This is a genomic window from Staphylococcus sp. GDY8P126P (assembly GCF_017891965.1).
GTDB classification, from domain to species: Bacteria; Bacillota; Bacilli; order Staphylococcales; family Staphylococcaceae; genus Staphylococcus; species Staphylococcus saprophyticus.
Genome location: NZ_JAESKG010000003.1, coordinates 44,078 through 65,340, shown reverse-complemented (window position 1 = coordinate 65,340; position 21,263 = coordinate 44,078). Strand labels below are relative to the sequence as shown.

The 21,263-nt window shown below is 33.5% G+C and carries 19 protein-coding genes; 14 read left to right on the top strand and 5 right to left on the bottom strand.

Annotated elements, in window-relative coordinates:
• Positions 1–224 precede the first annotated feature (224 nt).
• The gene (putP, locus tag KA893_RS05675) at positions 225–1,781 is read left to right on the top strand and encodes a sodium/proline symporter PutP (RefSeq protein ID WP_210125616.1); all 1,557 of its coding nucleotides are present in this window, start codon (positions 225–227) and stop codon (positions 1,779–1,781) included.
• A gap of 188 nt (positions 1,782–1,969) precedes the next feature.
• Here the strand turns inward: putP and uptA are convergent, their stop codons facing one another.
• A complete protein-coding gene (uptA, locus tag KA893_RS05670) occupies positions 1,970–2,578 on the bottom strand; it encodes an undecaprenyl phosphate transporter UptA (protein WP_075339877.1) in 609 nt (202 codons plus the stop codon).
• A gap of 267 nt (positions 2,579–2,845) precedes the next feature.
• On the opposite strand from uptA, the gene KA893_RS05665 reads away from it, so the two are divergent.
• The 3 genes from KA893_RS05665 to KA893_RS05655 all read left to right on the top strand — a co-directional run bounded on the left by KA893_RS05665 (position 2,846) and on the right by KA893_RS05655 (position 6,906).
• Complete coding sequence (locus tag KA893_RS05665; RefSeq protein ID WP_011302373.1) at positions 2,846–4,123, top strand: pyruvate MFS transporter; 1,278 nt, start codon at positions 2,846–2,848, stop codon at positions 4,121–4,123.
• 61 nt (positions 4,124–4,184) lie between these two features.
• On the top strand, positions 4,185–4,469 hold the full coding sequence (locus KA893_RS05660; protein ID WP_002482362.1) for a putative quinol monooxygenase: 285 nt from the start codon (positions 4,185–4,187) through the stop codon (positions 4,467–4,469).
• Positions 4,470–4,980: 511 nt separating this feature from the next.
• Positions 4,981–6,906 (top strand): FUSC family protein, encoded by a 1,926-nt coding sequence (locus tag KA893_RS05655; RefSeq protein ID WP_069821593.1) that lies wholly within the window; start codon positions 4,981–4,983, stop codon positions 6,904–6,906.
• A 127-nt stretch (positions 6,907–7,033) separates the two neighbouring features.
• Here KA893_RS05655 and KA893_RS05650 read toward each other — a convergent pair whose 3' ends face one another.
• Both KA893_RS05650 and KA893_RS05645 read right to left on the bottom strand, forming a co-directional pair.
• Entirely contained in the window at positions 7,034–8,245 is a 1,212-nt protein-coding gene (locus KA893_RS05650; RefSeq protein ID WP_041079294.1) for a cell envelope integrity TolA family protein, read from the bottom strand.
• Positions 8,245–9,408, bottom strand: a complete 1,164-nt coding sequence (locus KA893_RS05645; protein WP_075339876.1) for a hypothetical protein — start codon at positions 9,406–9,408, stop codon at positions 8,245–8,247. The genes KA893_RS05650 and KA893_RS05645 overlap by 1 nt, the downstream gene beginning before the upstream one ends.
• A 181-nt stretch (positions 9,409–9,589) precedes the next feature.
• Here KA893_RS05645 and KA893_RS05640 point away from each other — a divergent pair, with 181 nt between their 5' ends.
• The 8 genes from KA893_RS05640 (at position 9,590) to KA893_RS05605 (ending at position 18,059) form a co-directional block, all read left to right on the top strand.
• Positions 9,590–10,003: a DUF2188 domain-containing protein gene (locus tag KA893_RS05640; RefSeq protein ID WP_037537688.1), complete on the top strand. Its 414-nt coding sequence runs from the start codon at positions 9,590–9,592 to the stop codon at positions 10,001–10,003.
• A gap of 216 nt (positions 10,004–10,219) precedes the next feature.
• The gene (locus KA893_RS05635; RefSeq protein WP_002482367.1) at positions 10,220–10,915 is read left to right on the top strand and encodes a GTP pyrophosphokinase; all 696 of its coding nucleotides are present in this window, start codon (positions 10,220–10,222) and stop codon (positions 10,913–10,915) included.
• Between the two features lie 79 nt (positions 10,916–10,994).
• Positions 10,995–11,711 carry a MerR family transcriptional regulator gene (locus KA893_RS05630; RefSeq protein WP_002482368.1) on the top strand — a complete coding sequence of 239 codons (717 nt, stop codon included), beginning with the start codon at positions 10,995–10,997 and terminating at the stop codon, positions 11,709–11,711.
• Between the two features lie 181 nt (positions 11,712–11,892).
• Positions 11,893–12,573, top strand: a complete 681-nt coding sequence (locus tag KA893_RS05625; RefSeq protein ID WP_002482369.1) for a GntR family transcriptional regulator — start codon at positions 11,893–11,895, stop codon at positions 12,571–12,573.
• A gap of 36 nt (positions 12,574–12,609) precedes the next feature.
• Positions 12,610–14,157, top strand: coding sequence for a gluconokinase (gene gntK / locus KA893_RS05620; RefSeq protein WP_037537690.1), 1,548 nt, complete (start codon positions 12,610–12,612; stop codon positions 14,155–14,157).
• A 189-nt stretch (positions 14,158–14,346) separates the two neighbouring features.
• Positions 14,347–15,705, top strand: coding sequence for a gluconate:H+ symporter (locus KA893_RS05615; RefSeq protein ID WP_037537693.1), 1,359 nt, complete (start codon positions 14,347–14,349; stop codon positions 15,703–15,705).
• 229 nt (positions 15,706–15,934) lie between these two features.
• Positions 15,935–16,714 (top strand): SDR family NAD(P)-dependent oxidoreductase, encoded by a 780-nt coding sequence (locus KA893_RS05610; RefSeq protein WP_206237009.1) that lies wholly within the window; start codon positions 15,935–15,937, stop codon positions 16,712–16,714.
• 271 nt (positions 16,715–16,985) lie between these two features.
• Positions 16,986–18,059, top strand: coding sequence for a YkvI family membrane protein (locus KA893_RS05605; protein WP_069821591.1), 1,074 nt, complete (start codon positions 16,986–16,988; stop codon positions 18,057–18,059).
• Between the two features lie 383 nt (positions 18,060–18,442).
• Here the strand turns inward: KA893_RS05605 and KA893_RS05600 are convergent, their stop codons facing one another.
• Positions 18,443–19,129 (bottom strand): glucuronate isomerase, encoded by a 687-nt coding sequence (locus tag KA893_RS05600; RefSeq protein WP_075339875.1) that lies wholly within the window; start codon positions 19,127–19,129, stop codon positions 18,443–18,445.
• A 555-nt stretch (positions 19,130–19,684) separates the two neighbouring features.
• On the opposite strand from KA893_RS05600, the gene KA893_RS05595 reads away from it, so the two are divergent.
• Positions 19,685–19,876, top strand: a complete 192-nt coding sequence (locus KA893_RS05595) for a hypothetical protein (RefSeq protein WP_002482375.1) — start codon at positions 19,685–19,687, stop codon at positions 19,874–19,876.
• Positions 19,877–20,078: 202 nt separating this feature from the next.
• Here KA893_RS05595 and KA893_RS05590 read toward each other — a convergent pair whose 3' ends face one another.
• Entirely contained in the window at positions 20,079–20,348 is a 270-nt protein-coding gene (locus KA893_RS05590) for a DUF1413 domain-containing protein (protein ID WP_002482376.1), read from the bottom strand.
• Positions 20,349–20,552: 204 nt separating this feature from the next.
• Here KA893_RS05590 and KA893_RS05585 point away from each other — a divergent pair, with 204 nt between their 5' ends.
• Positions 20,553–21,257, top strand: coding sequence for an SDR family oxidoreductase (locus KA893_RS05585; RefSeq protein ID WP_002482377.1), 705 nt, complete (start codon positions 20,553–20,555; stop codon positions 21,255–21,257).
• Positions 21,258–21,263 lie beyond the last annotated feature (6 nt).

The following is a 21,263-nucleotide window of genomic DNA, read 5'->3' as shown; positions in this document are numbered from 1 at the left end:
CATACATTTTAATGAATGTTATTTATTGTATAATTAACATTGTGTAGTAATTTTACCATTATAATTTTGGAGCTTGAAAATACTGTTAAATCAATGATTAATCGCTATAAAGCTGTATTTTATTGGTTTTATTTGAAAAAAATTATTGATTTACTGTTTAATTTATAATTTATTTTTGTATAATATATGCATGTAACAAAATTATAAGGGGGGCGTTTTGTTTCATGTTTACATTGGGGACATCATTATCTAGTCAAGTCGATCCAAACTGGCAAACATATATCATGCTTGTCGTTTATTTTGTGGTATTGCTAGTGATTGGGTACTATGGCTTTAAACAATCTACCGGTAACGTCAGTGAATATATGCTGGGCGGTAGAAACATTGGTCCATATGTAACTGCATTATCTGCAGGCGCATCTGACATGAGTGGTTGGATGATTATGGGATTACCTGGTGAAGTATATACTACCGGTTTATCAGCAGCCTGGTTAGCGATTGGATTAACACTTGGCGCATACATAAACTATATTGTTGTTGCACCTCGACTTCGTATATATACAGAGAAAGCCGGAGATGCAATTACACTACCTGATTTCTTTAAAAATAGATTAGATGATAAATCTAATTCGATTAAAATTATTTCAGGTGCCATTATCGTTGTATTTTTCACACTTTATACGCATTCTGGAATGGTATCAGGCGGTGTATTATTGGAAAGTGCGTTTGGCGTTAACTATCACATTGGTATGTTACTTGTCGCTGTGATTGTCATTGCTTATACATTTTTCGGAGGTTATTTAGCAGTATCATTAACAGACTTTTTCCAAGGTGTAGTGATGATTATTGCTATGGTTATGGTACCAATAGTTGCTATGTTGCAATTAAGCGGACTTGATACTTTTACGCAAACAGCAGAATTAAAACCGACAAACTTAGACTTGTTTAAAGGAACGACGTTTATAGGTATTATTTCATTCTTTGCGTGGGGATTAGGTTACTTTGGTCAACCACATATTATTGTACGTTTTATGTCAATTAAATCTGTCAAACAATTACCAATGGCAAGACGTTTTGGTATCGGTTGGATGGCAATCAGCTTATTAGGCGCAGTGGGTGTCGGATTGACAGGTATTACGTTTATTAATCAAAGTGGTACAGATATAGAAAATCCTGAAACACTATTCATTTTAATGGGACAAATTTTATTCCATCCGTTAGTTGGTGGATTCTTACTTGCTGCTATTTTAGCTGCGATTATGAGTACAATTTCTTCACAATTGTTAGTAACGTCAAGTTCATTAACAGAAGACTTTTACAAATTAATTCGTGGTGAGGAAGCTGCAAAGGAACATGAAAAAGAATTTGTTTTAGTAGGTCGATTATCAGTCATCATCGTAGCGATTGTTTCGATTTGGATTGCTTGGTCACCTAACGATACCATTTTGGGTCTAGTAGGTAATGCATGGGCTGGTTTCGGTGCCGCATTCGGACCGCTTGTACTCTTATCCTTATATTGGAAGGGGTTAAGTAGAACAGGTGCTGTAAGTGGTATGTTATCAGGTGCCATTGTAGTCATAATATGGATTGCATTTGTTAAGCCATTAGGCGATGTGAATGATTTCTTTAATTTATATGAAATTATACCTGGATTCTTAACTAGTTTAATCGTTACGGTTGTAGTAAGTAAATTCACGAAGAAACCACAAATTGATGTTAAAGCAGATTTAACAGATGTTCGCCGTCTGGTTAAAACTGGTGAAGATCAAAAAGAATCATAATTTAAAAAGGGGTTTAAATTATGATTTAATGTAGAAAATGATAATTGGCTATGTCTGTTATCAAAAAGGAGAAATTTTTAAATAGAGAAAAGGCTAACTTCAAGGGGGAGTTAGTCTTTTTATATTATTATAAAACAGGGTCTGACACTTATTGATGTCAGACCCTGTTTGTTTGGAATTGAATGTATTTATTGAGCGCGATTCTTTTTGAATAATCTATATACGATGAAAATCACTGCAAGAATGATGATGACATACATAATATATGAATATGTATGGAGACCATTCATTAGCATATCCCAACTGCCGCTCAACATTTTACCCAGGTAGATCAGTGCAAAATTCCATATCGTAGTCCCGATTAAAGACAAGATCGCGAATAGCATCACATTCATGCGATTAATACCCGCTGGAATCGTAATCAGTACACGTAAGACAGGTATAAAGCGACAAATAAAAACAGCAATTGCGCCATATTTTTTAAACCAATCGTTTGCACGTGCAACATCTTTACCTTTAAGTTTAATCCATTTGCCATATTTATCTACAAAACGATACAAACGTTCTTCAGAAACAAGCCTACTAATATAGTAAAGCACAAGTAAACCAATTAATGAGGCAATGGTTGAAATTGTAAAGAGTACGGGAATGGATAAGTCAGATTTGACGGACATCAGTCCGGCAAAGGTTAATATAATTTCTGAAGGGATAAAAGGTAATATATTTTCAAGTAATATTAATATAGTGATTGCGGCGTAGCCCGATGTACTAATAAAATCAGTGAGTATCTGTTCCATAATTCTGCAATGTGCTCCTTTTAAAATGTAACTTAGTAGTTAATTAAAACATGTCTTTTTATTATAGTCCAAAAACAATAAATATGCATTGTTATGTTATAGGTCTACAGGATGATTTTTGTGTAAATCAAATTATAGGAAGTATATTACATTTTAAATAAGTAAATTTTGAAAAAAGTCGTTGTAAGCGGTTTCATATTGTGATACTATCTATAAACAATAGGTCATATGATGACTATAAAAGATTGGGAGAAAGTTGGAGAAAACATGGATCAAAAAAGAACAAATATTAGATGGTATTTTGCCATAGCGTTTTTCATTATAGGGGTTATTGCATATATGGACCGCTCGAACATATCAATTATAGCCGGTCCGATGATGGAAGATTTACATTTGAATAAGACACAATTTGGGTTATTAGCGTCATTCTTCTCACTGGGGTATGCACTGATGCAAGTGCCTTCTGGATTTTTAGCTGAGAAATTTGGTTCTAAAAAAATGTTAACCATTGCACTTGTATGGTGGAGTGCCTTTACAATATTGACAGGTGTTGTGAAGAATCACGGGATGTTATATGCGGTGCGTTTCTTATTTGGTATTGGTGAAGCGCCAATGTATCCTTCTAACGCAGTTTTTAATACGAACTGGTTTGCGAAAGGTGAGAAAGGACGCGCATCTAGTGCGTTATTAGCTGGGTCCTATTTTGGCCCAGTCATCGCCCCAGTAGTAACCATTGCAATCGTAAATATGTTTGGTTGGCAAGCCGTTTTCTATATTTTTGGTGCTATTGGTTTTATTATTGCTATATTATGGATGGTTATTGCCAAAGACTTGCCAGAACAACATAAAATGGTTAATGAAGCAGAAAAAAGCTATATTATGGAAAATCGAGACATTATTAAAACTGAGAAATCTAATGCGCCATGGAATATATTTTTAAAACGCTTTAGTTTCTATGCATTAGCAGCTCAATATTTTGTAGTACAATTCGTCGTCTCATTATTCTTGATTTGGTTACCAACCTATCTAACGGAACAGTATAACGTTAAATTAACAGATCCAGACATGGCTTGGGCAGCCGGTGCACCATGGATTGCAATGTTCTTATTGATTTTATGTGGTGGTGCTATTTCAGATAAATTATTACAAAGTGGTATGTCACGTTTCATAGCACGTGCTTCTATCGCTATCACAGGATTTGTTGTATTCTGTATTTCACTCTTCATGTCTATACAAACGGATAATTTAGTAACAAATGTTATTTGGTTATCGCTTTGTTTAGGTGGTATTGGTATTGCGACTGGAATGAGCTGGGCAGCAGCAACAGATTTAGGACGTAACTTCTCAGGTTCTGTATCAGGTTGGATGAATTTATGGGGGAACATTGGTGCGTTATTAAGTCCACTATTAGCTGGTATGATGGTTGATATTGTAGGTTGGACAGTAACGTTAGAACTTGTGATTATCCCAGTTGTTTTCGCAATTATTATGTGGTTCTTTGTAAAACCAGACCAACCACTTATCGTAGAAAAAGAAGACTTGTAATGTTTAATTTATTAACTTTTAGGTAATTATTAAACATCATGCTTATAAAGGAGGAAATGATATGATTACTATCAATGCGATTATGAAAGTGGATGCTGCACAACGTGATAATTACTTAGCTTTAATAGACCCATTAAAGCGCGCTTCAAATCAAGAAGCAGGTGCATTATACTATGAACATTTTGAAAATACAGATGAACCGAATACGTTTGCTTTTATTGAACGATATAAAGATGAACAAGCTTTGGAAGCGCATAATCAGTCAGAACACTTTCAACAATTCTTTAGCGAAGTTAAACAATACTTAGTTGAAGAACCTGAAATTAAAGTGCTAAGTTCAAATTAATATATTAAACCCTGATCTTACAAATAACTGTGAGTTCAGGGTTTTTTTGAATAGTGTGATAAGAGAGAAAAAAATGGGCTTGTTATTGTGTAAATATAATGTCATTACATAACGTATTAGATGGATAAATAGCTAAATTTGAATATTTAGTCATGAACTCTGTCTATATAGCACTTGCCATGATTTACACAGCGATTTGAGAAGAATTAAATGAGCACGTATGTATGTGAATATAAAGACAATGATATGGAGGTAAATTTATTTTAAAGACATCGCCACTAGAAGAATTTAAAAAAAGTGTTAAAATAGTAAGGTATTGTTACGAATTTATGCGCGGATATTTTAGAATGAAGATATAGATTTTATAAAATGAAAAGTAAATTGATGTTTACTTTACCTATATGTTTTTCTGAAAAATACGTTATTTATGAGTAACGTATTTTTAAATGTCATTTGATATGGTGACAATAAATGAAATAAAATACGAAATATTAAAAATTAAAGGAGATGCATGACAACATTGATTAAATATTTAAAGTCATTAATACGTTTCAATTCGATGAAAATCGATGTTGCTAAAGGTATAAGACAATGTATTCTCATGCTCATTCCGTTACTTGTTGGCTATTTGACAGGTCACTTTTCTAAGGGATTACTCATTTCAACAGGGACGCTAGCGCATATTTATGTATTTGGTGGTCCTAAGAGATCTAAGTTACGCATTGTCTTATTTTCATCTCTAGGTTTATCCATTGCGATGATTTTAGGGACACTCACAGTTAATCAACCACTTATATTTGGTGTGTTACTACTATTAGTAACTGTTATTCCATATTACATCTTTAGTTCGTTAAATATCCCAGGGCCATCTTCAACCTTCTTTATCGTTGCCTTCAGTTTGCCAATTAATTTACCAGTAGCGCCAGAAGAAGCATTAACTAGAGGTCTAGCAATGTTTGTAGGTGGATTATTAGCAACACTGATTGTAATCGCTGTAATCCTACTATCTAAAGAATCTACAGAAATCAAAGCCATTAAAAATGATTATAATATTATTAAACAATTGGTCTATAACTTTGATGATCCCAAAGCGTTTGCGAAAGCATCACAATTTGCAGTAACAGCTTTCAGAAATTCGGATAATCAATTGATTACGTCAAGTACACCAAAATCGAAAACCTCACCTGAATTTCAACGCTTATTATTATTGCATAATACAGCGCAAGGTATTCATTCCGAACTATTGGAACTAAATGAATGTAATGCACGTCCGTTACCAACGGAAATAAAAGAAATGACGGATTTTGTCATTAAACGTGTTTATTCACTCGGTAAGTCAACCCAACAGTGGACTAAAAAAGTAGATTTCGATAAAGAGTATCAAAGTTTAGTAGATAGTATCATTAAAGTTGACGCAATTATGAATGCAAATAATGATAGAGTCGAACATGAAATAGATATTCGTGTACCAATCTATGGACATCGCATGTTGAAAAACTTGACGTTAGATTCTTTTATATTTAGAAATACAATACGCTACACAGTCATTATGGCAATTTCTATTTTTATTGCTTTAATGTTTGATTTTGAAAAAGCCTACTGGATACCTTTGAGTACACATACAGTCTTACTAGGCTCTACAACACTGCATAGCTTTGAAAGAGCTGGGGCAAGGGGCGTTGGCACGATCTTCGGGGTGTTGGTGTTATCACTCATCTTATTAACAACACCGCCTGTACCAGTAGCCATTGTTTTATTGGCTTTAGCTGCCGGTGTGACAGAAATGTTTGTAGGTGCAAATTACTCATTTGCAGTTATATTTATCACGATACAAGTTATCTTGTTAAATGGATTAGCGTCAAATCATCTAACCATACTCATTGCATTACCAAGAATTATTGATGTAATTGTAGGAATTATCATAGCAGTGATTTGCTTGCTAGTGATCGGTAGAAAAACAGCATCTTCTATGTTGCCAGGTACATTAGCAGCCGTAGCGAGAGACGAATCCATATTATTTCATTACTTATTCTCAAGTAACAAATATGCATCTAGAGAACAAGATAAAAAAGAAATGTTAAAACTAAGTGTGAAATTGAATAATATGACCCAAGTGTATAACAGTGCAAACGGTGAACTATTCAGTAATAAAATGGTTATACAGTATTATTATCCAAGCATTTACGCATTAGAAGAAATCAGCTTTATGTTAACAAGAGCACTAAGTAATGAAAAACGATATCATATTGATGATGAAACGATGGGACAGTATTTACTTGTCTTTGAAAATATAGCCAAACATTTTGAAAGAGGCACGAATATTCAAGTTCAAGAAATGGCCACATTACCGCAATATACACATATAAAAACAGCTTTAATGAGTATACAAAACAACTGTGTCAATGCTCGAAAAGAAGTTAAATTATCTCTTAATTAAATATGGTTATTTGAAAAAAGGCCAAGACATTTATTAATGTCTTGGCCTTTTTATTAAAAATATTTGAGTATATTGAGATAGGTAGTGTGCGGGTTGTCTTAGGTCAGATTGCCGCCACTTGAAAGTGTCAATCGTCGCTTCGTTCTTGTCTAGCCTTTGCTTCACTTTCTTGTTTTTTCTTTTCAATGGCAGCTTGCGCGTGTTGTTCTTTTTCTGCTTCATTTTGTTTATCTTCATTCATTTTTTGATAACGTTGTTTTTGGCGATAACCGTATGTACTTTCTAGTATTTGTGATTCATTATTCAACCCAGCACCAATTGCACCTGCAACAGTAGAAATGGATGTTGCAAACCAAGCGAGATTAATATAGGTCATAAAGTTAGCCGAGCCCTGCAACTGGAGTGCTTGCCCTAAATATCCTGGTGGCAATACAACGAGTGTGGCTAACAAGAAAAGACAAAACAATATGACATAATAAAAAGCAATGGATACAGTTAACGTTAAAGTTGTAGTTAAATTGTATAATATTGTTATTTGTCTATCATTACTTTCAGAAGTAGATTCCCATAAACCATGTGCAACAATAATCCATAACATCATGCCTAAAATAGCGACCAGCATAATTAATAACATGCGCCATCCAGAATAAACAAAACTTAAATTCCACATTGTTGTAAAGACAATGCCAAAGGCACCAGTTGTAAAGGCAATAGTAACTACATTACTGAGGCTTTTGAGCATATTAAAAGGATTGTTAGCAAAAGTCATCCCACTAATTAAACGTATCATGCCTCTCGTATTCGAAGATACATAATATAAAGTATGTTGAGAGTCTGTATCTTCAAAGTACTCAGTATGTGTTTCTAAAGTTGAAAAGGGGAACTGTGAATTTAATTGTTCTTCACTATGATGTTGAGTAGACGATTGGTTTGGATTCATATTTTCGTCAATTGCTTTAATAATGCCCGATATGGAATGCTTAATTCTTTTTTTTATGGGGCGCCAACCATATGCAGGTAATGAAATTAAGCTTGCGCCATTTTTACTATTGATATCAAATGCGACAACATGCTTGTTCTTAATAATTGGTAAATCAGTTAAACCAATCGTATATTGCCATTCATTATCATTTTGATTATCAGAAATTTTAGTGTATATCTTTTGCACCGTTTCAGCAGAACCAGTAAGTGGGTCAATCATTGTATCAATTTGCCATTCAACTTCTGAATTTATAGTAGATGATAACAATGAAGGTAGCTCTTGTTGCAAATGGTTGGCTATTGTTTCAGTCACACCAGGTGCAGCTACTAAACCTATCTTGATAATGTGATTGCACATTATTCTTCCTCCTCTCTGTGCGTTTGTTTTCGACCTGCATAATCATTTGATTCTTCATCGTTATTATAATCCGCATCATTTTCTTGTTCTAATTGCTTGTTTCTATAATATTGTCTGAATGAATAAGTAGCACGTTTAATCTTGTCAGCATTTTCTACGGTTGATCCCATTGCACCTGCTAAGATTCCTAAAGAAGTGATAAACCATATCAAATTAATATAATTGATTAAAGTGGGTTGTTTACTACCAAGCGAAGTCCAGTTGGAAAACAATTCCGGAGGTACAAATAATAATGTGCTAATGGTTAGTAATAGAAATAGGGTTATAAAATTAAAAAGCGTAATTACAGTTAATGTGGTCAACGTTGTAAAATTATAGATATATCTATATAACTTTTGTGTTTTTGGGTTTTTACGTTCCCATAAATTATAAGAATAAATAAGCCAACCAACCATGCCGAAAATGGACATAAACATAAGTAAAATGAAGCGCCAATAATCATAATCTAAGCTTATATCCCAAGGAGTAGAGAAAATTGAAATATAAGTACCTGTCGCAAAGGAGACAGAAATGATTTTTTTGAAATCAAAAATTGTTGACCATGGCTCATTAGCAAAAGTCATACCGGATATGAGGTGTAACCAACCTATGAAGGTAGATGTTGAAATAATACGTAAATGATTTTTATTTTTATCTTCTTCATTTGGAGTAACTGTGGTAAATTTAGTTAATTTAAAATGTTGACTATTCAAGAGATTATTATCTGAACCATTACTATACATATATTGAATGACAAATGAAATAAAATGGCGTAATTTTTGTTTTAAATTTATTGCACCTAATGCTGGTAATGAAATCAAGGCAATATTATTTGTTAAGTCTATGTCACATACGACGGTTTTATTGTTAGAAAGAGTAGGTAAATCTGTAATACAAATAGCATAGTCCCATGCTTTTTGTTTTTTCATATTCGTCGTGATATCCATTGCTTTATCCATGTGCTCAGCAGTGCCTACAATTGAAGCAATGTGTTTTTCAATGTGCCATTCATCATTTCCCCCTGTATGATGACGGATTTCATTCGGTAAATCAGTATATATTTTATTTATAATTTTATGTGGCATATCGGGTGAAGGGATTAAACCAACGGTGATATTAGCCATAAACAACACCACCAATCTATGTATGTGATTAAATTTCCACTGTTTTATAATTCCCTTTATGACCAGTATTAATCATGCACCATTTTATAAGAGTACAAAATATCAAGCGCTAGCGCGCGTTTATTATTCAATGTTGGTGGTAAATAGATAACAAGAACAAAACAGATTGGAAGTGCTCATAATGCCTTGGACAATGGAAGATTACCCTCAAAGTTGGAAAAATATGGATAAACTTGAACGAAAAAAAGCCATTGATATTGGCAATGCCATGTTAAAAGATGGTTATGAGGAGAGTAACGTGATACCTATTGCTACAAAGCAAGCAGAATCTTGGTATAAAGATGCATCCGAAAAAGAATTGGAATCCTTAAAAAACAAAAAAATTACTAAACATGAAAAAGATGATTCAGCAGATCCTGCATTAAACAAGAAAGATGTACATGTTTATTATGAAGATGATGAATGGAAGATTAAATCAGATGGTGCGAAACAGGCATCTGATAGTTTCGATAAAAAAGAAGATGCCATGAAACGTGCACGTAATATCGCTGATAACCGTAGAACTGAAATTATCGAACATAAAAAAGATGAATAAAATTAAGCATGCTAGAACAATTAAAAATAATTAAAAGGGCAATCCAATGCATAAATTGAAGGCATTGGGTTGCTTTTCTGTATTGAAAATAACCACTTAAAACACAAATTGAATCTTTTAGAAGCGTAAAATTTGAATGACTTTTTAAATTTAATAAGTCAATTATAATAAGCTATAATGAATTTTAAAGAAGTTTTTTATTGGAGGTAAGACAAAATGTATATAGAACGTAAACCCTCGGTAAACATTGACGATTTGAAAGCTGAATTTAAGGAAAGTATTGATCATATAAACGCGTCAGAAGAAGCATTAGATATGGTTGTAGGCTTTGTTGCTTTAGAGCAACTTTATACGTCGGCTCTTAAAGAAATTAGTACAAAGTTAGATATTTTAGATGATCAATTTCAACAGATGTATAAACATAATCCCATTCATCACATGGAACGTCGTGTGAAAGAGATGAGAAGCTTAATTAAAAAATTAGACAGAAAGCGTTACCCTATTAGCACTGAGTCAGCCAAAGAAAACATATTAGATATTGCGGGTATTAGAGTAGTTTGTAATTACTTTGATGATATATATGTTATTGAAAAATTATTATTAAAACAAGAAGACGTGAAATTGATTAAACGTAAAGATTATATCGAACATCCGAAAGAAAATGGTTATAGAAGTTTACATATTGTTGTAACCATCCCAGTTTATTTAGCGCATTCTGTTGAAATAGTCCCCGTAGAAATACAAATAAGAACGATTGGAATGGATATGTGGGCGAGCTTAGAGCATAAAATACGTTATAAAAACACAGAAAATACGGAAAAATATAAAGCGATATTGAAACAATGTGCAACAGACATTACATCAGTAGAAAGTAAAATGCAGGAAATACATTCTGAAGTATTTGATAATTAAATAATAACAATGCAATATAACAATTTGCTTGCTCATGACGTCGCGTCATCAACTATGATTAGACTCAGGAGGTGATTACATGAGCCAATATCAAACAGGTGAATTAGCGAAACTAAAAAATGTTTCTGTTCGGACCATTCAATATTATGATAGAAAAGGTTTATTAAAAACGGTACAAACAGCAAAAAATGGGCGGCGTATATTTGATGAACAAAGCAAACAAGATTTAGAAATCATTCTAATTTTAAAAGCTTTTAATTTCTCCTTGAAAGATATTAAAACAATCTTGAATGAAAAAAATAAGTTGAAAACGGTTCGTGTTATGTTAGCACAAAAAGAATTAGATATAGAAAAGGAAATGCAGAGCCATAAGACTTTGCTTGCAGAGATACGACAATTTAAACAATATATTGGTCGACGTTCTGAAGCGCCTTTAGAAAAACTATTAGAAACAAAAACATACGTAAATCAAAAACCAAAAATGAAACAATTTAAACAATCTGTATTGTATCGCATCATACCTATAGGTATATTTCAATATACTGCTTTAATAGTAAGTATGGTCACTAAAAAATGGTGGCCATTGTTATCTACCTTACCTATATTGTTTACCTATGCTGTAAATTTTACAATATTTACTTATACGGCACTAAGCTATGTTTGTCCAAATTGCCAAGCAACATTTAAACCCAATTTAAAGCAATGGATGTTTTCGGCACATACGCCTAAAACGAGAAAATTACAATGTCCACATTGTGACCAAGATCATCACTGTGTAGCAATTGTCCAATCTTAATCAAATTTCATATGAATAAAAAAATTTTTGAAACCGATGTGTGAGGGATGAAACCTGACATATCGGTTTTTTTACTTTAAGAAAAACGATATTTATAATTGCAAGCGCTTGCAAATTGGGTACTTGTGTTTTAATATACTTGTATACAAGTATATCGTAAAGTTATCGAGGTGATGTTTTAGTGAAATACGATTACCCAGAACAATGGTTAGAAGGTGTTTCAAAGGGCGAAATGATTGCGGCAGAAATTCGACTGAGAATTGTAGATGGAAAAATAGCACCAGATACATTATTAACGGAGAACCAAATTGCTAAAGAATATAATGTAAGTCGATCACCAGTGAGAGATGCATTTAAATTATTAAAGCAAGACCAACTCATTCATCTTGAACGAATGGGAGCAGAAGTTTTACCGTTTGAAGATAAAGAGAAAAAGGAACTCTATGATTTGAGAATTATGCTAGAGTCCTTTGCTTTTAGTAGAATTAAAAACTTAAATCATGAGCAAATTGTAAAAGAAATGAGAAAGCAGCTTGAAATGATGAAAGTTGCAGTGCAATTTGAAGATGCAGAAGCCTTCACTGAACATGATATGAAATTTCATGAATTAACGATTATGGCTTCAAAGCACCAATATTTAAAAACATTCTGGAATAATTTGAGACCAGTGATGGAATCACTCATATTATTATCTATGCGTAAAAGAATGAATGAGAATCCGGAAGATTTTGAACGTATTCATCATAACCATGAGATATTTATAGAAGCGATAGAACAACAAGATGCTAAGAAATTAAATAAAGCATTCCATTTAAACTTTGATGATGTTGGTGAAGACATCGATAGTTTTTGGTTAACTTAGCAATTTAATGCAGTAAAGATTGTAGGAGGCGAAATCATGAAATACATGATTGGTGTTGATATTGGTACAACAAGTACAAAGTCAGTACTTTATGACGAAAAAGGTCAGTTTATAATGAAACATAATATTGGTTATCCATTGCACACACCAAATGTTGAAGTTTCAGAAGAGAATCCAGATGAATTATTTGATGCCGTGTTAATGACCATAAAATATGTTATGAGAGAAGCAGACATAGCTAAAGAAGACCTCAAATTAATTTCATTTAGTGCACAAATGCACAGTTTAATTGCAATGGACGCAAGTCATCAACGTTTAACAGAGAATTTAACTTGGGCTGATAATCGTGCGAGTCGATATGCAGAATCAATTAAAACCAAGCATAATGGCGATGCGATTTATCAAAGAACAGGGACACCTATCCATCCAATGTCGCCATTGTCTAAGATATTCTGGATGAAACATGAACAACAAGAAATATTCAATCAAACTGCAACGTTTGCGGATATTAAGACCTATATCTTTTATCAACTTTTTGAAACGTTTGTGATTGATCAATCAATGGCTTCTTCGACAGGGATGCTTAATTTGGAATCGTTGGAATGGGATAAAGAAGCCTTGTCGCTTTTAGGTATAACTGAAGCTCAATTGCCTGAAATTGTACCAACGACACACATCTTAAAAGGTATGAAACGTAGATATGCAGCATTAATGGGTATCGATGAAAATACGCCAGTTGTAGTGGGTGCAAGCGATGGCGTACTTTCAAATTTAGGTGTGAACGCATTTAAAAAAGGTGAAGTTGCAGTGACCATTGGAACTTCTGGTGCCATTAGAACCGTGATTGACAAACCACGTACAGACTATAAAGGTAGAATATTTTGCTATGTTCTGACAGAAGACCATTATGTTATTGGTGGTCCAGTTAATAATGGTGGTGTTGTACTGAGATGGTTACGCGATGAATTACTAGCTAGTGAAGTAGAGACAGCTAAACGTTTAGGCGTTGATCCTTATGATGTCTTAACCAAGATTGCTAATAATGTCAAACCCGGTGCAGATGGACTAATCTTCCACCCTTATTTAGCGGGAGAGCGTGCGCCTTTATGGAATGCTGATGCAAGAGGTTCATTCTTTGGTTTAACACTATCACATAAGAAAGAACATATGATAAGAGCCGCTTTAGAAGGTGTACTTTATAATCTATACACTGTGTATCTTGCGCTTATTGAAGTGATGAATGAAACGCCTAAAACAATCAAGGCGACTGGTGGTTTTGCTAAAAGTGAAGTCTGGCGTCAAATGATGGCAGATATATTTGATACAGATTTAATTGTGCCAGAAAGTTACGAAAGTTCTTGTTTAGGCGCTTGCGTATTAGGTATGAAGGCATTAGGTGAAATTGATGATTTTTCAATTATAGAAGATATGGTTGGAACAACAAACAAACATCATCCTAATGAGGATAATGTAAGAACGTATCAACAGTTAGTATCTATATTTATTAATTTAAGTCGTTCATTGGAAGCACGTTATACAGAAATAGCAGCATTCCAACGCGAACATATGACAGGAGACGAATGATGAAATATTAGAGCAGGTATAACGGATGTCATGATTAAACAAACAATGTATTTTTAATCATGACGTTACCTTACCTGTGTCATATTATTAGGAATAAAAATTTTACGTAATTAAGAAAGCGTTACCAAGATTGAATGGCGATTTCAATTAGCTGAAATTCAATCTTGATATTGAAAGGGGAGAACGGAAATGTTTGAAACAATTTGGCCACTGATCACTGTGGTAATCGGTATCATTGTATTATTGTCGCTCATCATATTCTTGAAATTAAACACGTTTATTTCACTTATTATTACATCAGTTGTAACTGCTATATTACTAGGAATGCCTTTAGATAAAATCATAGAAACAATCGAAAATGGCATGGGCAGTACACTAGGTCACATTGCTTTAATATTTGGTCTAGGTGCCATTCTCGGTAAATTACTTGCGGACGGTGGCGGTGCTACACGAATAGCTGATACGCTTATAAAGAAATTCGGTCATAAGCACGTACAATGGGCAATGTTAGTTGCCGCATTTATTGTAGGTATTGCGTTATTCTTTGAAGTAGGTCTTGTCTTATTAATTCCATTGGTATTTACGATTGCCAAACGAGCTAATGTTTCACAATTAAAATTAGGCTTACCAATGGTAGTGGCGCTATCTGTAACACACGGATTTTTACCACCACACCCTGGCCCAGTTGTAATTGCAAAAGAATTACAAGCAAACTTAGGACATGTATTACTATACGGTATTATTATTGCAATACCAGTGACATTAATTGCTGGACCATTATTCAATAAAATTGCACAAAAAATCACACCATCAGCTTATCGTCGTGAAGGCGACATATCAGCTTTAGGTGCACAAAAAGAATTTACTGAAGAAGAAATGCCAGGATTTGGCATCAGCTTTTTGACAGCTGTGTCTCCAGTTATCTTAATGTTATTATCAACAATTGTACAGTTAGTAACAGGACATGAATCAGCGACGAATGGTTTTGAATCATTTATTTACTTTATTGGTACTGCAGCAACTGCAATGTTGATCGCTGTCTTATTTGCGATTTTTACAATGGGTATCAAACAAGGACGTAAAAATGCCGATATTATGGATTCAGTTTCAAATGCGATTTATCCAATCGGAATGATGATTTTAATTATTGGTGGTGGCGGTACTTTCAAACAAGTATTAATTGATGGCGGTGTCGGTGATACAATCGCTAAATTATTTGAAGGTACAGAAATGTCTCCGATATTACTTGCGTGGATTGTAGCTGCAGTGCTTCGTATTGCACTTGGGTCATCAACCGTAGCTGCTATTTCATCCACAGGTATCGTTTTACCGTTATTACAAGCATCAGACGTTAACGTTGCATTAGTGGTATTAGCAATTGGTGCAGGGAGTGTTATTTTATCTCATGTTAATGATGCTGGGTTCTGGATGTTCAAAGAATATTTCGGTTTAACAGTTAAAGAAACCTTCCTAACATGGTCATTACTAGAAACAGTTATCTCAGTTTCAGGTCTTGTCTTTATCTTGATTTTAAGTATATTTGTATAAAACGAAATCATAGCAGTGAAAACGATAGAAGATTGAATGGGATCACGGTTTACATTGTAGATGTTTTTTGACCAGACTCACTAACATAACTTCAATTTTTAAAGGCTTAGATTAAGCTTATTTTAAATTAAGTTAATTATTGAGTTTGGTTTATTTTATAGTATGGTACAAATGCTTACTGAATGAATACTTGGACAATGTTTTAACGTAAAAGGGTCAGTGAAGGAGTTTGAAAATAACAAAATTTAGTTTAGAAAGTTTTTCTTTAAAAGGTAAAAATGCGATAGTAACAGGCGGTGCACGCGGATTAGGCAAATATTATACCATTGCTTTAACAATGTATGGGGCAAATGTAACTGTAGTTAGTTCTTCAACCAATGCCTGGGATGAAATGAAAGCATATGTGAAACAGCATGAGGGTAATGTATCCTTCCTTCAGCAAGATTTAACCGAATCGGGTTCTGCAGCAAAGGTTATCACAAATGCAGTTGGAACGTGGGGATCACTTGATATATTAGTTAATAATGCAGGTGTTCAAATTAGAAATAATATTTTAGATTATAAAGATGAAGATTGGCAAAATGTCATAGATATTAATTTAAATGCAACGTATTATATGGCTCACGAAGAGGCTAAAGTGATGACAGAACAAGGCTCAGGTAAAATCATTAATATAGGTTCTATGCAGTCATACCGCGCTGGAAAAAATATCTTTCCTTACGCAGCGAGTAAGCATGGTGTAGTTGGCATTACGCGCGCCTATGCAGATGCTTTGGCACCATACAATATACAAGTAAATGCATTATCTCCTGGTTATATCCGTACTGATATGACGAAAGTGCTAGAAGAAGATCCAATTCGAGGGCCAGAAATTAAAGGACATATACCATCGGGACAATGGGGTGTTCCGGAAAATTTAATGGGTCCACTTATATTTCTAGCTAGTGAAGCCTCAGATTATGTAACAGGTATATCATTACCAGTAGATGGTGATTATTTACTAAGATAATAGATAAACAGATGCTTCGGACAAAATCATTTTTGTCCGATTTTTTAATGAAACAAATTTAATAATGTTGATATCAATGCCGTTTGTTTGAATGTGAGACCATTGAATTACAACATGAATTAATTTTAAAATGATAAAATAGAGAAGTTACTATTGTCTGAACTTACTGAAAATGCATTGGAATGTATAATTTAGATGCTAGATTAAAGTATTGAGATAAACGGAAGTATGTTGTAAAGGAAGTAGTTATATCGCTATAGGGGGTTGGAAAATGAAAAGGATATTATTGATTGCGAGTGCTTTTATTGGCGTCATTGTTGGTGCAGGATTCGCTTCTGGACAAGAAGTGCTCCAATACTTCACAAGTTTTGGCATGATGGGAACATTCGGCGCAATGATAACGACCGCATTATTTACATATGTTGGAATGATGTTAGTTTGGCTGGGAAGTAAGTCTGAAACTGATTCTCATAAAGAAGTCATTTATCGTATCACGGGTAAGTCAATGTTTGGAAAATTATTGGGATGGGTGATTGATTTAGTCATCATATTCACATTATTTGGTGTAGGGGTTGTCATGATTGCAGGTGCAGGTTCAAATCTTAATCAGCAGTTTGGCTTACCATCTATCGTTGGCACACTATTGATGACTGTACTTATCATTCTCGCGGGTATGCTGAAAGTTGAAGGTGTTGTAAAAGTAATTGGAAATATTACGCCGTTTTTAATCATTTTTATAATTATTATTTCAGTTTATAGTTTTATGACAACGGATAGTTCATTTTCACAGTTAAATACTTTGTCTGATGCGAAACCTTCAACATTACCGAATTGGTTTGTAGCAGGTGTGAACTACGCATCATTTAATACAGCTGTAGGTGCATCAATGGCCATTGTTATGGGAGGTTCAGAGAAGAATACGAAAGTAGCAGCTATTGGCGGACTAGTTGGTGGATTCGCGTTAGGCGTCATGATTGTATTGAGTCATTTGGCTATATTCACACAAATAGATATCGTTGGAAATATGGAAATGCCAATGTTAGGTATTGTGAATCATATTTCACCAATACTTGGAGTCATTATGGCTATTGTTATTTTTGGAATGATCTTTAATACGGGTTTAGGTATGTTTTATGCGTTTGCTACAAGGTTTACAGTCGTAGATACGAAAAGTTTCAAACTGTTCTATGCTGTTACCGTTATTGTAGGTCTATGTCTGAGTTTTGTTGGTTTTACAGATTTAGTAGCAATCTTCTACCCATTAATCGGCTACCTAGGCCTTGTATTAATTTTTGTATTGTTGTATGCACCTTTTAAATTGAAGTTTGGCAAGAAAGATATATAAAAGTTTTATTATAATCTATAACTTTGTTTATGCTTGTTGACACTTATGTATATAAAATTAATTTCGAAACACACCTTATCCTTATTTTTAGTTATAATAAAATAAAGGAATAGGGGGTGTTTTTTTATGAACGAGGAAACATTAGAAATTTTACAGACGAATGCGTTGTAATTTTTGGGGATTCAACTAGAAGGCTATGATATGGATGACTTAAAAGGGATCAGCAATCATATTAAGTCACCATTTACAAATACGTCACGTAAACAATTCAAAAATGAGTTGAAACATTTTATCGTCAATATGGGCAGTAATAAAATTTACCATTATACCAATGTTTTCGATGTGAACTTCTTAATATTTAAGTTTAAAAAATATAAACAGATTTACATTATAGGCCCATATATGGAACAGCGACCCAATGAACGACGTTGTAATGAACTGCTACAACAAGCGAATATTAAAATATCTAAGCAATGTTCTTTCGTACCTGCTTCTTGTGCGAACATACCATTTAAATAAGGTGTTAGATGATAGGTTTTCCACTCGTGTTGTACTGCAGATAGATTGGCCGAAGATACGATGGCGATATCGGCGAATGTTGCAGCATGTTTTAATGTATCAAGCACATAATTAAATGGCACGGTACTAGGTAATGACTTAATTCGACTACTTACCATGTGAGACCAAGAGAGTGCTTTGCGTAAGCCTATTTGATTTGGAGAGGCAGTAATAGCTTGTTCTAATCTTGGATTAGAAAATGAATCGGTTGTTGTAACCCAATGTTTAATGTATTTATAACCTTCAATTTCAATCCCCTCAGAGACCAATTCGCCTAACATTTTTTCTAAACCTTTGAACCTATTGATACCTCTTGTGATTTCATAGAGGTTAAATGCATTCCAACGGTTTAATATCTTTTCGGAATAGGTATCAAGTTGCCATTCATTAACAAGCGCAGGGCCGAATGCACGTTCATGTTTAATAGTCATTGAATCGATAGCACAGCCATCAGAATCAACACATATTAATTTTTTATAATGTGGTTTGTATTGTGTTAATGATTCGATCATGTTAAAAATTCCTCTCGAAATAAATTGATTGATTAAACAATCGATATGTATCGTTTATAGAGCTTGAGTGTTGAAATGAAAATAGATAAAAGAAAAGCAGAGTGTAAAATAAAGCGCTTTCTTTATACTATTAAAGTTAGCATTTCAAGTTCAAAAAAACTATAGGATTCAATCATATTATGTGATATAACTCACAATATAATCACTTTAGGTTGAATTTATTATAAAAAGGTTAAGTAAATAACAAAATAAATTAACAGTCATCTATTTATATAAAAAGGTTGTATTAATGCACTTTTCAGTAAGCAATAAGATCTCATTGGTTTCGATTGTACAGATTGAAATTAAAAACTTCGTGTATCTTAACAGAAGTTAAAATTGCTGTATTGATTATATTGTCAATTTTAAAACTAAGGAAATTAACCGGAGAAAGGCAAAAGTGATAATTTTGTGAAATTAATCACAAAACACTTCCAATTTGTATCCTTATGAATTAAGATAAAGATGTAATAAATGACGCAAGCTTTGCGAAAGAAAAAATACGGAGTGATTCATATGAGAGAAGTAATTGAAAAGGTTATTTTTTCAAATGAAAGCAGCTATGAAATTTACACTCATACAGGTGTAAATCAAGGTATTATTAATGATATTAAAGATGGATACAGAAGTATTGACTATATAGCTTATATTGATGCAGAAAAGTTATACAACTATGGATTGAAAAAGACGCTATTAGTTAATCATTAATACACTGTATGCATCAAGTAATTAAAAAGTTTTGTTGTATTCACAATCTATTAATATAGCAAACGGGTATTATTTTTAAAGTTTTTCTCCCTCGTATTAACTTTCATGATTTATTTGAAACGCCCTAAAGTATTTTAAAAAGCCTATGTTTACTGTCCATCCAGTAACATAGGCTTTTAGTTATAGTATTTAATGATGACAATTAAACATAATCTTTAAAATTATGCTTGATTTCATTAAAATCATATAAAGAGTTGTACATACGCATACGAATATGTTCTTCAGATGCATAAGGAATGCGTAAGTGATTATGTTGTGCTACATATTTACGGAAAGTTTTTTCTAATTGTTGTCGTTCTAATATAGGCATTTGAATCCATTCATCTTTGTCGAATAAATCTTCAAAATGAAATTGGAAACTTGTTCGATCTATTGATTTTCTTAATGCTTCTAATTTTTCATCAAAATTCATAATATATATGCCCCTCCCTTAACGCTACAATAAACATTATTAATATATACTTTATTATATACCCACTTTATATTGAAATATGGATATTGACAAGCTGATCAAAAGCAAAACTTTCAAGAAAATGAAAACGCCATGATACAATAACCGTAATTAGGGAAATATTTAAATAAATATAGAGAAGTATAAATAGAAAGGAAGATATACATGGTTGAATTACAAGATAAAGTGGCAGTCGTAACAGGAGCGAGTAGTGGTATCGGTGCAAGTATAGCCGAAACATTAGCTAATCAAGGAGTCAAAGTTGTCTTAACAGGACGAGATGAGTCGCGCTTAGCAGAAGTGGCTAAACGTATACAAGATAATAAACAAGCAGTAGTTGAGACAAGTATTGTGGATGTTACACACAAAGAAGAAGTAACAGAATTAGTTGAAAAAACAAAAGAAAAATTTGGTCAGATTGATATTTTAGTGAATAGTGCTGGCTTAATGTTATCATCAGCAATAACTGAGGGTGACGTTGAAGCATGGGAAGCAATGATTGATGTGAATATCAAAGGTACCTTATATACAATTAATGCTGTGCTACCATCTATGCTAAATCAGTCTAGTGGTCACATTATCAATATTGCCTCAATTTCTGGATTTGAAGTTACTAAAAAAAGCACGCTCTATAGTGCATCCAAAGCAGCTGTACACAGTATTACACAAGGTCTAGAAAAAGAATTAGCGAAAACAGGCGTACGTGTGACAAGTATCTCTCCTGGGATGGTTGATACACCATTAAGTGGAGATACAGATTGGGGAGCACGCAAAAAATTAGATCCTAAAGATATTGCAGAAGCAGCAATTTATGCATTACAGCAACCAAGCCATGTCAATGTGAATGAAGTGACAGTGAGACCTGTTTAAACATAA